This is a genomic window from Shewanella saliphila, assembly GCF_014648295.1.
In the GTDB taxonomy this organism is placed as follows: domain Bacteria; phylum Pseudomonadota; class Gammaproteobacteria; order Enterobacterales; family Shewanellaceae; genus Shewanella; species Shewanella saliphila.
The window spans coordinates 18813-34916 of the sequence record NZ_BMQV01000001.1 but is presented as its reverse complement, the minus strand read 5'-3'; the positions used below and the strand labels follow the sequence as shown (position 1 = coordinate 34916).

At 42.5% G+C, this 16104-nt stretch carries 13 protein-coding genes; 11 read left to right on the top strand and 2 right to left on the bottom strand.

All coding sequences use genetic code 11. The features are described 5' to 3' along the window. The first annotated feature begins 6 nt into the window (after positions 1-6). The 11 genes from IEY48_RS00155 to IEY48_RS00105 all read left to right on the top strand — a co-directional run bounded on the left by IEY48_RS00155 (position 7) and on the right by IEY48_RS00105 (position 12585). On the top strand, positions 7-771 hold the full coding sequence (locus IEY48_RS00155) for a hypothetical protein (RefSeq protein ID WP_188916320.1): 765 nt from the start codon (positions 7-9) through the stop codon (positions 769-771). 32 nt (positions 772-803) lie between these two features. After that, positions 804-2147 carry a TadA family conjugal transfer-associated ATPase gene (locus IEY48_RS00150; RefSeq protein ID WP_188916319.1) on the top strand — a complete coding sequence of 448 codons (1344 nt, stop codon included), beginning with the start codon at positions 804-806 and terminating at the stop codon, positions 2145-2147. After that, on the top strand, positions 2134-2997 hold the full coding sequence (locus tag IEY48_RS00145; protein WP_188916318.1) for a type II secretion system F family protein: 864 nt from the start codon (positions 2134-2136) through the stop codon (positions 2995-2997). The genes IEY48_RS00150 and IEY48_RS00145 overlap by 14 nt, the downstream gene beginning before the upstream one ends. Further along, positions 2994-3818, top strand: coding sequence for a type II secretion system F family protein (locus IEY48_RS00140; protein ID WP_188916317.1), 825 nt, complete (start codon positions 2994-2996; stop codon positions 3816-3818). The genes IEY48_RS00145 and IEY48_RS00140 overlap by 4 nt, the downstream gene beginning before the upstream one ends. A gap of 11 nt (positions 3819-3829) precedes the next feature. Further along, positions 3830-5038: a hypothetical protein gene (locus IEY48_RS00135; protein WP_188916316.1), complete on the top strand. Its 1209-nt coding sequence runs from the start codon at positions 3830-3832 to the stop codon at positions 5036-5038. 12 nt (positions 5039-5050) lie between these two features. Further along, entirely contained in the window at positions 5051-5389 is a 339-nt protein-coding gene (locus IEY48_RS00130) for a hypothetical protein (protein WP_188916315.1), read from the top strand. 575 nt (positions 5390-5964) lie between these two features. After that, positions 5965-6501 carry a Csu type fimbrial protein gene (locus tag IEY48_RS00125; protein WP_188916314.1) on the top strand — a complete coding sequence of 179 codons (537 nt, stop codon included), beginning with the start codon at positions 5965-5967 and terminating at the stop codon, positions 6499-6501. 68 nt (positions 6502-6569) lie between these two features. Then, the gene (locus IEY48_RS00120) at positions 6570-7079 is read left to right on the top strand and encodes a Csu type fimbrial protein (RefSeq protein ID WP_188916313.1); all 510 of its coding nucleotides are present in this window, start codon (positions 6570-6572) and stop codon (positions 7077-7079) included. Between the two features lie 12 nt (positions 7080-7091). Beyond that, positions 7092-7829, top strand: coding sequence for a fimbrial biogenesis chaperone (locus IEY48_RS00115; protein ID WP_188916312.1), 738 nt, complete (start codon positions 7092-7094; stop codon positions 7827-7829). A 2-nt stretch (positions 7830-7831) separates the two neighbouring features. After that, positions 7832-11665, top strand: a complete 3834-nt coding sequence (locus tag IEY48_RS00110) for a FimD/PapC C-terminal domain-containing protein (protein WP_188916311.1) — start codon at positions 7832-7834, stop codon at positions 11663-11665. Continuing rightward, a complete protein-coding gene (locus IEY48_RS00105; RefSeq protein WP_188916310.1) occupies positions 11662-12585 on the top strand; it encodes a spore coat protein U domain-containing protein in 924 nt (307 codons plus the stop codon). The genes IEY48_RS00110 and IEY48_RS00105 overlap by 4 nt, the downstream gene beginning before the upstream one ends. 180 nt (positions 12586-12765) lie before the next feature. On the opposite strand, the gene IEY48_RS00100 is transcribed toward IEY48_RS00105, so the two are convergent. After that, positions 12766-15000 (bottom strand): ATP-binding protein, encoded by a 2235-nt coding sequence (locus tag IEY48_RS00100; protein ID WP_188916309.1) that lies wholly within the window; start codon positions 14998-15000, stop codon positions 12766-12768. Continuing rightward, positions 14987-15796 (bottom strand): phosphate/phosphite/phosphonate ABC transporter substrate-binding protein, encoded by an 810-nt coding sequence (locus tag IEY48_RS00095; protein WP_188916308.1) that lies wholly within the window; start codon positions 15794-15796, stop codon positions 14987-14989. The genes IEY48_RS00100 and IEY48_RS00095 overlap by 14 nt, the downstream gene beginning before the upstream one ends. Between the last annotated feature and the right edge of the window lie 308 nt (positions 15797-16104).

Genomic DNA, 16104 nt, shown 5'->3' with positions numbered 1-16104 from the left:
TGCAACATGAAACGCAAATTCACAGGTAGTACAACGATAGCTATCGCACTATTCGTGACCTCTGGCGTGTTGGCATCGGCATTAGGTATTCGTCACATCGATAGGTTAACGACCACAACCGCATTGGTATTAACCCAAAACTTACAGGCAGGAGATGTCATTACACCCGCGACATTAGTTCGTCAAAAAACCGAGCAACAAGGTATTGATCAGAGTATCCAAAATCCACAATTACTGTTGGGTAAAACCATCAATGTTGCTAAACAAAGCGGAGAAGCGATTTATGCCAACGAATTAGCGACCCCTAAGGTCAAATCCTTGTCATACGCAGTGCCAGAAGGCCGGGTGCTATTCACGCTGAGCCAGCCGCCATCAGGTTTACCTTTTTCTAAATTAAACCAGGGTGATAGGTTCGATATTTTGGTGAGAGGCCGTACTAATGTGCGAACCGTTGCGCGTAATGTGCAATTAATTGGCCTACTTAAACCGCAAAGCAAAAGTATCGCTAATAGCGGCAGTAAAATAGAAAGTCTTAATGCAACAAACACCAAAGCGACGACAGGTAAAACTGCACTCGTTATGGCCGTAAGACCAGCCGATGTGTATCCACTTGCCAGCATTGGGGTTAACGACATTGTCACTATTGTGCTTCATAGCGCTTACGATATTGCCAATGGTACCCAACCATTATTAGGGATGGCTAAAACCCATCGTGAGGTGATTATTCATAGCGGTAATCGTCGTAAAACTGTCAGCATAGCGCGTGAATAAAGCTTATTAATACAACACGTAGGAGGTGAGGTATGTTTCATTCAGCCCAAAACATTTTTACTCCAACAGTACACAATGTGATGTCGATGCCTAATGACGAAATGCGTCGTCTTAAGCAGCTGCTCCATAACAGCTTAATTGATGATATGGAAAACGATGACTCACTTCATTTAAAACAGCCCGCACAGCTTAAAACGCAATTACATGAGCTTATCGAGACTCTACCAGGTCAACAGCAACAACCCATGAACATGGCAGACAAAAGTTTGTTAATTCAACAAGTCATGGAAGAATTACAAGGCTTAGGCCCTATTTCAGAGCTCATGCTCGATAATGCCGTCACTGACATCTTAATTAACGGTCCTTTTTCCATTTGGGTTGAACGTCATGGTGTATTACAACAAACCCCGCATACCTTTGACAGTGAATCACACTTAAGACGCTTTCTCGAGCGCATCGTCAGTGCGCAAGGCCGTCAGTTAGATGCCAATAACCCTATGGTCGATGCCATGCTGGCTGACGGAAGTCGTTTACATGCGGTTATTCCGCCTTTATCAAGTATTGGTGCGGTGGTATCAATCCGCCGGTTTCATCACGAAACCATCAGTGCAGAAACACTCGTTAGTAGCCGCTTTATCAGTGATGACATTTTACAGTTTTTAGAAAAAGCTGTGATCGCGGGTGTTAATATCGTCATAGCCGGTAGCGCTGGTGCAGGTAAAACCAGCTTACTCAATGTCATCTCTAGCTTTATTCCTCGCCGTGAACGGGTAATTACCATTGAAGAAACGGCTGAATTGCAATTACAACATCCACACGTCATCCCACTTGAAAGCCGTAGCACCAATGGTGAAGGCAATGGTGAAGTGTCGTTACGCGCGTTAGTGAAAACCGCCCTAAGAATGCGTGCCGATCGCATTATTGTCGGTGAGGTAAGAGGCGGAGAGGTGTTTGACATGTTGCAGGCCATGAACTGTGGTCACGATGGCAGTTTAACCACAGTGCATGCCAATAATCCTAAAGATGTGATTAATCGATTGCGCTCACTTGCTCAAATGGAAGAGGCATCAATTAGCCGCGACACCATTGACCAAATGATCAACTCATCAATTCAGGTCATCGTGCAAGTGAGACGCTTTAACGACGGTAGTCGACGAGTGGTGAGTGTCTGTGAAGTGGTTCAAAGCGAAGAGAACACCCAGGTAAGACCGTTATTTGAGTTTAAGCACAACACAGAACATGCCAGTAACCGCATTGTAGGCGAACATGTATGTTGCGCTGAATATTGTCATTTAAGCGAAACTATTGCCGCTAAAGGATTTGATGTCACTGCCTTAAACCAACTGTTCACAGGAGTTGACTATGCCTTGGTATGAATGGCTTATTTTTATGGTGCTAATTATCGTGATGCTAATTTGTGCCAAAGAATGGTGGCAAGACAGTGAACTTAAAAACACCTGGTCTTCGACATCGACAAAAAGTGCATCCGGCTTTCAGCAAAAGTTACGCTTGTTAGATATTAATCTGGCACCCATTAGCGTGATATTAGGCATTATTAGCTTGTCTGTTTGCACCTATGTCGTCATCAATTATGCCTTTCCCAAGCAGCAAGGTATCGCGATTATAATGGCGCTTGCCATTATGCTGAGCAGCTATTTTTTACTTGATGACTTAGTGATCTGGCGTACTAAAAAAGTGGAAACCGAATTAGTCGATGCCATGGACACCATGCATTCATCATTACAAGCAGGCTTATCACCACTGCAAGCCATTTCAACGGCCGCCAATTTAGCCAAAGGGCCGTTAAAAACCGAATTAACCGAAGTCGTTACCCGTTTGTCGTCTGGTTACGATGCTAGCCAAGCTGTGCATCGATTAGTGAGTCGTTACAACACCGAGGGAACCCGTTTGTTTGCCCAAGCATTAGTCGCGAGACATCAAACCGGTAGCGATTTTAGTGCAATGCTCCAAGCTGTGAGTCAATTAATGCGCCAACGTATTGAGCAATATCAATATATTAATAGCCAAATGTCAGCCACGCGCTACGCCGCTATTTTTTGTGGGCTAATGCCTTATGCACTTATCCCGTTATTTATGTCGCAGGAACAGCAATGGTTTACTCCATTACTTGAGCATCCCAATGGTGCTAACTTTTTAAGCACAGCATTATTTCTCCAGATCGTTGGGTTCTTTTGGTTACGTAAAGTATTAAAGGCCAATGTATGAATATTTCACTGTATGCAGACATTATTTTAGGGTTGCTGTTAATCGCAACCACCTGGTTATTCTATCTTTTTCATAATACTCGAGTGGATGATAAAGACATCACCACGTTAAGTGAAATTGTGCCGTTAGAGCGAATTTATCCCGCCACGCTCATTCGTCAGGCGGGCTTGTCAGTGTTACGTAATCGCATGTTGTACTGGTCGATTAAAATCAGTTTAGTGTTTGTCACTATTATGATGTTGTTTGAGTTTATGTCTCAGGTCAGTCTATGGACAAAAGTGGGCATGACGATAAGCGCATTTTTAGGGCTCGATATTTGGTTGTTGTTGAAACGCCAGGTGAGAAAACAGCGCATTAATCATTCGTTAGAGTTTTTTATCAGCCTCCTCATCGTGTATTTAAAATCGGGTACCGCATTAAGCCAGGCATTTAGATTGTCTGCAGAGTATGGCTTAGCCAAAGATCATCCCTTGGCCGACGAACTATTATTGTTGTCGTTAGAAATCGAGTCTGGACGAGATCGTGAAAGGGCATTTGAAGATCTTGCTAGCCGAACGGGAGTGCAAAACTTAACAAAACTGGCCGCCATTATTCATATTGGCCTGCAAATAGGCTCACCACTGGTCAATTGTTTGCAGTCGCAATTAAGTTCAATACAGCAGCAACGCCAACAGATTGTGAATGCCAAAATTAACCGCAAATCGTTAGAGTTATTATTGCCAATGCTATTAGTGTGTTTTCCAATGTTTTTAGTCTTGGTCTTTTTCCCGGCAGCGATTCAATTCATCGACTTATTAACCGTATTAGGCGATCTAATATAAGGCAGACCAACATGAATCATGCAACGTTAACGGCTCATCATCGCCAAGCTGGGTTTGTATTAACCATAGAGCTGATTTTAATTACCACTATTTTAATTATTGGCAGTTTTGTTGGGATCTCCGCTTTAAGAAATGCACTCGTAAAACAACATGTTGCCCAGAAGGACCGCACTATCACGGTGTCAGACAGTAATGGCATTAAATTAGGTAAAATGTTCAGTTTAAATGAACATGAAACCCCGATTATTCCATTTATCGATAATAGCGTCGCGCCATTAGCGCCCGATCCAGCACATCAAAATTTTAGGGCTTTGTTAGGAGTAAGAGATGACCGATTTACCTCAAGAGAGCCAGTGTATTACGACGCGCCTAATTGTACAGGTAACCCATGCATTAAAGGCATCAGTGATGAAACCTCAGACAGTGTCGGAGTGGATGGCATTAATGGTACCGGGGCAGTGAGTTATTTTCATGCGCTTCAAGGTGGGCCTAATTATGCTATTGGCCGCGCAAACAATACTGTGACTGGGTATTTATTTCGTTCAACACCGCAGCAATGCCCGGTGAATATCAGCCAAATTGAGTCACGCTATTTATCGCAAAAAGTGGTCTCAGGTATGCCATGCGAGTCATTTAGTGTAGAGCAAGCCGAAGCCGATGTAAGTTGCCTGGTGGGGGTAGAGTCGGGGTCATCGATCATTAATATCGGTCCCACAATTGATAACCCTGTGTGCGATCAATGCCCTGCAGGTACCGAGGCACAAGGGGACACGTTAGACAGAAATCGCTCAGCGATAGGACCACTCATCAATACTGTTTTTAGTACGTTATCGTTAACCGGTTTAGTGCCCAATGTCGATGTCACGTTAGGCGAGGTATGTTGTCCTATTGGCACTCGATTAGACGAAAACAACGATCTCACCAGCTCTGTCACTTACATTGCATTAGCTACAGCCTTTGATCTGCTAAACGTTAACTTAATCGACAATCCTTTGGTCTCAAATTTACTTGCAAGTTTGGGCATACAACAAGGGACACTCAATTGTGTCGCCGATATTAATTTGCTCAGTGCAGAGCAAGTGGTTGATCCATTTAACGATAATCAAAATGTATTACAACGTTTTACTGCGCCATTTAAGGTTAATTTACCGAGTATCAATAACGAAGATAGCTGGATTTATGTCGCGCCAGATGGCGAAGGCGATAACAGCGGATTATAGGGGGAATAGGTTATGCCGCAATTACATGAGCAAACGTTGCAACAAATGTACTTAGCGTCGTTATCTGTCATTGCGGCGCATAATGAGGACAAATCAAATCAATTACTCACCCAGTTAAAGGGGGACACCCAATCATTATTAGCTTGTACATGTCGGCCATTAAAGGTGTCGGAGCTGCATATGCTTGAGTTTTGCCGCGACGTATTAACCTGTTTGTCTAAAGAATCAACACCGAGTCATGTGCAGCATAAAATTGATCATCTCGATATTGCAGACTGTTCTAACGATGATAATGCCGCGCCACTGGCTGACGAAGAACTTGCGTTTATTCAGCAGCAATTTAATGATTAGTTGAGTCATGATCACATATTGTCAAAGCCAGTAAATGGTATCCTACAAAACCTAACATCATGGTCATCTGTCGAATCATTCCATGCCAGCAACAGATTAAAATGAGTATTGCATGACTTTATGTTAGCCACACTTATCGTTCATCAAATTCCCCTTATGCCTTTTTTAAGTTTTACTTATATCTGCCAAACCCTCGACAATTCTATCCAACATTATCCAAATGCTATCGAAGCAAACGTCCATTCTTATGGCATAACCTTAGCTCATCTTAAATCTCTGAACTATGAACTCTGATATCCGATCATATTGCAGTGATGAGTGCACTGACGAAAATTGTGATGAATTCGTCGCTGTTTAACAATCAACTCTCGCAAATTGCTCATCATTTGCAAAATGCGAATACAGCGTTGCATTTTGCAAATCTACTACGGTGTTAAAACCCAAATCAAACCACTTGCTTAAATTAAATTATAAAAAACAATGGCTTAATTTTTTATTGAGAGTTGGCATCCTACCTGCAAAATCTTAATCGAGTTCCAAATAACTCTTAATTTAAAACAACACCGAGGTGACATATGAAAAAACTACATATCGCAATCGCAGCATTATTATCTTCTTCTGTAGCTATGAGCCCATCATTTGCAAGTGAAATACGTGGTGATGTTGATGTATCACTCGTTATTGGTGAAGGCTGTGCCGTAAACGGTACTGCAGATGCCGGTGCTGGTATTAATAAATTTGGGTCAGTCGATTTTGGCGAGCAAAGCAACTTAGACCTGTTTATTGATGCTGAATCGGCAGGTGCAGCAGGTGCAGGCAGTATTGAGCTGACGTGTAACACCAGCTTAGCGTACAGCGTCGCGCTTGATGATGGTTCAAACCCGCAGGCCGGTCAACGTCGCGTATCTCGCGGTGGTTTAGATTTTGTGAACTATGAACTTTATCAAGATGCAGCCCGTTCGGTGCGTTGGGGGGAAGGTCCACAGTCACAAGCCTTAACCGGAACCGGCGCAGTACAACCATTAACTATTTATGGTCGTGTATTAGCAGGACAAACCACACCGGCGGCAGGTAACTACTTAGATACAGTGCGCATGACTATCTCGTGGTAAGCAACCTGCAGGGCGTCATTTTAACTCAGTAAATGACGCCGCATTCTTCATCAAACGAGGATGAAACAATGATGACCAAGACATTAATCGCACTACTCAGTATGACCCCGCTGATTGTCATCGCTGAACAAGCTCAAGATATTAGCGAAATTAGCATACAGATTGAACAAGGCTGTGTGTTAGACAACGGCAGCGGTGTTACGGCGTTTGGTGCGATTAATTTTGGAGAACTGAGCAGTTTAACATATGGAGCACAAGCCACATCGACACCCGGAAGTGGTTCTATCGGCTTTAGATGCTCCCCTAATTTAAGTTACCGAATTGAACTCGGCAACGGGTTAAACGGCACCGACAGTAGCAACCGCTTGTTACTCAATAACGTGACCGGAGAAACCGTGCCATATCAATTATTTCAAGACCCTGGACGTGCGCAAATATGGGACAGCACTAATGCCGTCAGCGGTAACGCCAGTGGATTATTTGAATGGCTGCCGATATACGCCGCTATTTCGCCTCAAGCCGTGACTCCCTCAACCGGGAACTACCAAGACAGCGTAGAGGTTGTACTTATTTTTTAAGGAGAAACAAAAATGAAGCATTTAGCATCGATGATAGTCGCCAGCGCATTAGTCATGAATCCTCTCAACCTTACTGCCGCTGAGTTATTGATTTCACCTGTGAATATTGATATTGCCCCAGGCGAAAAGGCTGCCCTACTCAAATTGCAAAACAACAGTGATGCCGCAATGAAAATTCAAGTGCGTGTGCGTCAATGGGACGCCCACAACAGCATGTTAGATAAACCCAAAGTCGTTGTGAGTCCATCATCACTGAATATTTTACCGGGCAAACAGCAAGTGGTGAGAATTGTTAACACCGGCCCCGCAAGTGATATAAACAACGAACGTTTGTATCGGGTATTTTTAGATGAAATACCAGATATGCAAAACACTTCAGATCAAGGGTTATTATTGCAAGTTCGTTATGCTTTACCGTTGTTTATTGGCGGCCCAGACTTATCGGTCTCGCGTACTGATAATTTTGACCAATTAACCAGTATCTGGAACCGCGCGTTAACCTATTCGTACAACAAGCAATCCAATCAGTTGGCCTTTAATAACCAAGCAAACGGCCACGCCAGAATATCTAAAGTTCGTTACACCAACGGCAGCGACAAAGAGAGTGTTGTATTTGGTGGCTTACTTGGTTATGTCCAAGCCAACAGTGAGGCAGCGTTTAATGTGTCGCCCGTTGCGCTTACCTCTTCGTCGAAACTATTCGCAGAAATCAATGGTGTCGATGTGGAGATTAACCACGATGGGAGGTAACAATGAAAAAACTAACCAAAGTTATCTTAGTCGCTGCAAGCACCTACACTAGCGCAGTTTCTGCTGAAACCTTATATTTAGACGTGTACCTTAATGGCGTCCAGGTTAATCAACTTATTGAGTTTAATCATATCCAAAATCATTTTTGGAGCACCGAAGACGTACTAGGCGAATCATCATTAGCTGAGTATGCCAGTGGCTTAAGTGGTCGTGTAGACTACTGTAATCTACAAGCCGTATCGTGTGTATATAGCTACGAAACTCAACGCCTTTATCTTACCGCTGACATCGATTTATTTCCTGCCCAGGTGATTAACAGTAAAAAAAGAACCTCCATTCCTATTACACGCTCAAGCGGTGCCCTGGTGAATTACGATATGTATTATCGTGATTACCAATCTGGCACAACCACCGTTGATTTACTGCAACAATGGCGTGCATTTGGTGACTGGGGCGTATTCGAAACCACGGCAAATTACCGTAAAGAGCTCGGTGGAAGCGATAACAGCACCGTTGATGAAGGGATGATCCGCTACGACAGTTTTTGGCAATATAACGACGAAGAAAATATGCGTTACTGGCGTGTCGGTGACATGATCAGTGGCGGTAATCCTTGGGCTCGTCAAGTCAGAATGGGCGGGATTAAACTGTCGCGTCGTTTTGAGCTAGATCCACAATATGTAAGTTACCCATATCCTGAATTTATCGGGAGTGCTGTATTGCCGTCAGATGTTGAAGTGTTTGTTAATAATTACAAAATGTATTCAGGCAATGTAGAACCCGGTAACTTTATTTTAGACAGCGAACCCACGGTGAATGGTTTCGCCAGTGCTAGTATTGTCACCACTGACATTAATGGCCAGGCGGTTAGCCGAGATTTACAATTTTATGTTGCGCCAGAGCTGCTTAAGCAAGGCGTGTACGATTACGACCTTAACCTAGGGGTACTAAGACAAGGTTTTGGTCTTGACTCATTTGACTATGACTCAGATCTCACCGCCATTGCCGATGTACGTTACGGCTTAAGCGACAACATGTCGGTGTCTTCGCATGCCGAACTGAGCAAAGATGTGTACAACGTAGGTGTAGGCACCGATTTTACCCTGGGTAATCTGGGGGTATTTTCGTTTGCGGCCGCCCATGGTCAAGACAGTAACAACAGCGGTTGGTTAGGCCTCGCGGGTTATCGTTTTCAAGCTAATAACTGGGGTTTTTCTGCCCAAGTTAAGCAACAGCAACAAGGTTATCGTGACACAGGCTCAACCCAATTTGTGTCGCAAATCGAACGTGAAGTGCAAGCTAATGCCGCATACTCATTTGATAATGGCGTTTCTGTTGGTGTGGGTTATTTTGATATCACTAAGTTCGATGACGACAACCGTCGCCTGGTATCTGCTTTTTATAACCAGTCAATCGACACCGCTTCTATTTCAGCCAGTGTTAACTGGGATCCCGATCGCGACGATGTGAGCGTAGGGTTAAATTTTTCGATCCCATTTGGCACTCGTTCACGTGCTAGTGTCAGCCATGTCCGTGACAATAAAGGCGAAGACCGTACCGTAGCGTCAGCTTCATTTGCTCGTAATGGTAATCGTGGCTTTAGAGGCAACGTGAGTAATGTTGTCGGTACCAGCGACTTTTCAGCTAACGGTAGCTGGAGAGGTGACAAAGTTGAATTAACCGGCGGTTACTATAACCGTGGTGGTTCAAGTGGCCATTGGGGCCAGGCCTCGGGGTCGTTAATTTGGTCTAAAAGTCGTTTCTTGTTAGGTAATCGCGTCGCTGACACGTTTGCCGTGGTATCAACGGGCGGTATTGCAGATGTGCCGGTATTAATTGAAAACCAGGAAGTGGGTGAGTCAGACGATGACGGCATGTTACTGGTGACTGGGCTTGCATCATATAACCCCGTCAATATCAGTATTAATACCAAGTCATTACCGTTAGACACCAACGTGGTCAACGATCAAATACAAGTGATGGCTGCAGAAAGCCACGGTGTAGATGTCGACTTTGAACTGTATCAAACCAAAGCCGCCATTGTGATTGTAAACGACGAGCAAGGTCAGCCAATTCCCGTCGGGGCATTAGCGACCCTAAATGGTGAGCAAAATGGTGACTTTGTCGGCTGGGACGGTGAGTTATATCTTGAAAAGCTACAAGACAACAATACCTTAACCCTTATATGGGACGGTAAGCAGTGTGTACTTGAGTTTGCCTACAGCAAGCAACAAGATGACATTCCTGTTATTGGCCCATTGGTATGTGCACCTGAGATTGCTAATGCACTTGTCATGATTAATGATCAACAAGGCCAGCCTGTACCAGCAGGAACCTTGGCCATTATTAATGATCAACTTGAACCACAAGTTGTCGGTAAAAATGGTCAGTTGTCATTATCATCGCTCACAGCGCAAAACATCGTGACCCTTAACTGGGCTGACCAACAATGTTCTGCTGAATTTACTTATCGTAAAACAGATGAGCAAACACCGGTCATTGGCCCAATTACTTGTGAACCTAAACAGTTCATTGCAACTGTGATTGTTAACGACAGCAAAGGTAATCCAATTCCTGCTGGCGCAAGTGCCATCATTAACAGTGATGATCAACCACAAACAGTGGCGCATCACGGTGAAGTTTATCCGCAAGCACTACAAGCGGAAAATCAAATGGTATTGCAGTGGGATAATAAACAATGTTCAGTTGAATTTAGTTATACCCAAATCAATCATCAAAAAGCCATCATTGGGCCATTGGTATGCCGTCAATCAGACAGCATGGTTAATGTTACATCGCCAGAAGCCAATCCTGACTCAACGCCTAAAACACTGGAGGTCATCAACACGGTTGCGATTGATATTGAGCCAACTCATATCGACGAGCAAGTTCATGCAGACGGGCAAACTCATGTAGAAGAAAATGCAACACAAACCTCGGTTAACACTCAGGTGTCTGTCAGTGCTGAGGCAACCATTGAGACTCAAGCCGTTGTAGATACTCAAACTGCTGTGAGTATTCAAGCAACCGTTAGTACTCAAGCGAGTGTTAGTGCTCAAACAACCGTTAGTGTTCAAGCAACAGCAAGTGCTGAGGCTGCAGTAAGTACCCAGGCAGCTATTAGCACTCAAGCTAGCGTTAACGCCCAAGCTGTTATCAGCGAGCAACGTCAGCGCAGCATAGGCCAGAGGTTCATCACTACCACAGTGCAACACATAGCTTCACAGCTCACGTTAACCGCTCAAAAACGGGAGATAGCGTTAAGCGAAAATGGAGTTGCTAGCGTTGAGATGGACCAAACTGATAACGATGGCTTTATCGTAATGGCACAGCAATTTGTCACCAATACTGGCCAATGGCTTTATGAAAACAAACGGATTGATGAAAACACGTGGATTGAAGAGCAGCAAGTCATGCTTTATACCGCTATCGTAGATAGTCAAAACACGGCAGAGGTTAAAACGACGCCGCATAACATGATGGCTCCTAAATCAACAGTTCCACAATCATCTGCTTCAGCGGCCGCTAAGGTAACCGTAAACAACCAATGGCTTAATCAAGCAACGATTGCAGATATTGACATTAATCGCACAAACCAAGTGTTAATGGCAAAGAGCAACACGTATGCAGTTAACACTTTAAGTAAAAGCATTGCCTCCATGGTGTTCATGCCGAACGCGCCCAACCGGCACAAGCTGCAGCAGCGGTATTACGCCAATATTCATCGTTTGAAACATCATCACTCCAAGCTCAAACAAGCACCACCACAACGATATTTAATGCATAAACAACGCACAAGTGACATTACACAGCAAAGTAAAGGGGAAACAGTATGAACATAATAAGCAAACTGTGTTGTACAGCCGTCATGGTGTTCACAAGCCAACATGTTTACGCAGACTGTGTCGTGGGCGGTAACAGTAATCAAAACTTAGGCACGTTTAGTTCTGCCGCAATCTCAACCGGTATTGTACAAACGTCATTTAGCTCAGACTTTGGTTGCTCTGGGTTTGTTAATCTATTAGATTTTAACGAAATTGATGCCACGTTAGTGGGTGCCAATTTTCAGTTAACCGCTGCAAATGGTGATGCAGTGCCTTATACACTTTATACCGCGCCAGAACGTACCGACCCATTTACCCTTAACGAAACTGTCAGTTTTGGCTCTTTCAATCTATTGGATTTACTGGGCCTATTTGGCGACGATGGCACCATTCCTATTTACCTGTCTACAGGAACCGCGAATGTGGGTGTGGGTACCTATAACGACACCATCTCAGTGCTATGGCAATGGGATTATTGTTCAGGTATTGGTTTATTAGGTATCTGTTTAGGTCGCGACAATGGCAGTGCTACCGTGATGATTAATGTGCAACTTACCGTGACAGAAAGTTGCAGCGTACAAACTTCAGATGTCTCACTCGGCACTGTGTCTTACCTAGGTGTGGCTCACAGTGCCATATTGCCGTTAGACATCAATTGTACTAAGCAATTAAGCTATCAATATTATGTCGATGGCGGCGATAACTTTAATGCTGGCCAAAGGAACATGGCTTTCAATACCGACACCATCGCCTATAAAATCACTACAACCGACGGCAATACGTTAATCGGTCCAGACTTATCAGCCAGTGTTGCAGGCATTGGGATTGGTAATAACCAGGCATTTCAATTTTTGGTAGAAACATTGGTTGAAGATAGGTTCCCGCTACCTGGTGTTTATCGTGATCAAGTGAGGGTGATAGTCGAGTTTTAGACAGTATCCATTGATTTCGCCTTGTAGACTCATCTTCTGTGCCATGGATGGCACAATCAACACAGCATAATTAATCACACCCCCCTTTAATCTTCATTTATGGCAACCCGCAAATCCCTATGAACTACCACATTGGCTCATAAGACATGAGTAGCCTAATTATATGTAACTATTACATGATTAATTTGAAGGTGATTCGTGTTGCTGACAATAGTGGCTTAACTGAGTCATGACCTGCTCAAAGTTGAACGTGAGGTCTTTAATTAATTGCTCATCAACACTACTATCGTTTGCAAAATGTTCTATTTGTTGGCAAATCTCAGCTAACTTTATCGCAGCCACTGACTTTGATGCTGATTTCAATCCGTGTGATTGAAATGATAAATCAGCATAGTTTTGGCTATCTGCGTAGGCTTTTATCAGCTTAACTTGCTCGCCTGCAGTTTGGATAAATGCATTGAATACCATGCTATGTACGTCTGTGTCATCGCCAAGCATTGAAACTAATAATGACATATCAAGTTGATCATACATGGCAGTCGAAGGCTCAACTGAAGGGGTATGTTCAATATGTGCATTAATGGCTACTGACGAGTGTTCAATTAACAGTGTTTTAAGTTGAACTAACTCTACTGGTTTAGTTAAAAAACCATTCATGCCAACGGTATAACAGTCATCAATATTCTTTTTAATGATATTGGCTGTCACCGCAATGATAACTAAATCATTTAACCGTTTGTGTTCACGGATCCTTTTTGTTAACTCTAAACCGTCTAACAATGGCATTTGAATGTCGGTCAATAAAACATCAAAAGTATTATCTTGTAAGATTTGCCAGGCTTGCTCACCGTTACTCACAAAAGTTGATTGCACACCTAATAGGGTTAATTGCTGCTTTAATACTTGTTGATTAGTAACCTGATCTTCTGCAACCAACACTTTTAAAATAGGTAAAGCATCTGCATTAGTATGTTCTGAATTTTCTGTGGCGACCTGTTTATGTGAGGCTATAGTAGATTGTTCAAAGCTGTTAAATAACAAGTTAAAACAAGAACCTTGATTAACTTCACTTTGTACAGTTATCTTACCTTGCATGCGTTCTACTAATTCTCTGGTGATCACCAAACCAATGCCAGTACCATTAATTTTGCTGGTTTCAGCACCTAAACGGTCAAATGGTTTAAATAAACGAGACTCATCTTCTTCAGTAAAGCCATAGCCAGTATCAGCTACGCTAATACTGCATTGACGATTGTTTAACACATTACAACGAATGTAAATCTTACCTTGAGGTTTATTATATTTAATAGCATTGGACAATAGGTTTAACATCACCTGCTTAAAACGACGTTCATCGATATAAAAACACAGGCCATCAAGACTATTTAGTCCTTCAAGGTGGAGTGAAATTGATTGTGCGTTAATGAGTTCATTTACAAACTCTACAGATTCTTCAATAACACGTTTAATCGGCACATATTCAAAATTGAACTGCATATTGCCAGACTCTATGGCCGTCAAATCCAGGACATCATTGATGAGTAAAAGTAAGTGTTCTCCAGCGCCGTAGATTCTTTTGGCATTATTTTTTTGGATTTCGCTAGCACTTTGATCATAATCGTACAGCTGAGCCAAGCCTAAAATAGCATTAAGTGGCGTACGCAGTTCATGGCTCATACTGGCCATAAAATCTGACTTTGCTTTACTAGCAGATTCAGCCTGGATCCTTAAACTATTAAGTTTTTGCTGATTACCCGCAATGTCATTGACCATTTGGTTAAAGCCATGAATCACACTGCCAACCTCATTGTGTTGTTGCTTGTCGACATGACATTCAAAATCTCCTTTAGCTAAGCGAGTAAATGCATGTTCTAACGCACGTAGTGGGGAAGTGATCCGCAAGTCTACTAGCCATGCCAGGCCAATTAAAATGAGTAACAATATAGAAAATTGAATATAAATTAACGTGTAATGTAATTTTGATGACTCGTTAATTTCAGAAGTGAAATTAACCACTAAGGTAATTTTGGCGAGCGGTTTATCTAAAAACACTACATCTTGATTCAATAACTTATCACCGCGTTCAATAGCGCCATTCCATGAGTCAAGTGGATATAACTGATTACCTGTTTCAGCGTCAATTATTTTTATGGCTTTCCAATTTGGGTGTATTTCAAGTTGGTTATTGATTTCTTCATACAGCTCGGCATATTGTCGGGTCAGCAATGGCGTAGTAATTGAGGTTGATAGTTGTTGTAATGAACGCTGAGCCGTTTTAGATAGGCCATCATTAACCCAACGAGCTTGTTCGGGTAAGGTATAAAACACAAATAAACAAATTAGCATTATCCCGAACGAAAAAATCGCCAGATAACTTTGTGCCCGTAAACTTCTCCACCAATTAATTTTCGACATAAAATGAGCGTAACCCCCACTCTGTTAATTGTTGGTATTCATCCAACGTTGCTGTACTAGGTTGTATAATGGGGATGCCTGCAAGTAAATGTTTATACTTTTCACTTTGGCCAATGGCTAAAATAGCTTGTTGGACTTTGAGTTGAACAGCTGGATCGACTCGAGGATGAGCAACAATTGGATGACGACTAATTTCACGGGTGTGATACAAAATGGTTAACTTATCTTGTAAGTTTTGTGGCTGTTGCTTCAACGTACCTAACACACCACCGCCAGCTTTAGTGGTACCTAACGCCACGTTAAGGTAAACCGATGAATGGGTTTGTACATAAACTGGTTTTATCGATAAATCATATAATTGCGCCAAATCTGCACGCATCAATAATGAAGCTCCTAAGGCATTAGGGGCAGGGAAGGCAATCTCTTCATTTTGTAATTGGCTCAAGTCATCAATGCCACTGTCTTTTTTAACAACCAAAACGCCTTGAAGCTTACGTCCTGCATCTTTAATTAATGGAATATACCCTTGTTTTTCATTGGCGATCACACTGTGCCAAGGATTCATATAAGCAAAATCATAATCACCATTGGCAAATGCTTGCTCAAATACCGGGATTGACTCAACAGTGATAAGTTTAATTGTGACACCAGTTTGCTGACTCACTTCATCAAGTAAAGGCTGCCAAATGGCATTTAACTTTTGTGGCTCATACTGCGGTACAACGCCAAAAGTATATTCTTGCGCAAATAACCACGAGCTTTGAATTAAACAAAATATGATTAGTAAATACTTCATTGCCTCTCCCGTTAATCGCTTGTCATAACCATTATCTTAGTAAAGTTATACTTAAGTCACCATAAAATAATGATTTTTTGGTAAACTTTACCATTAAGCTACAGACATTATTTAATCATGATCAACTTTGTCTTGGTCAGCCAAACTGCAAAATATAAAATCAAAGTAATGAAATACCATGCATATAAAATGCCAGTTTGTATTTTTGGAGGTGTGTCAAGTTATTTATTTTTAGCGTGATTAGGAGAATATTGTTGAAATTATAATTATGATCAGCATTTGCTAAAGCAAACTTTACTTTCATAATT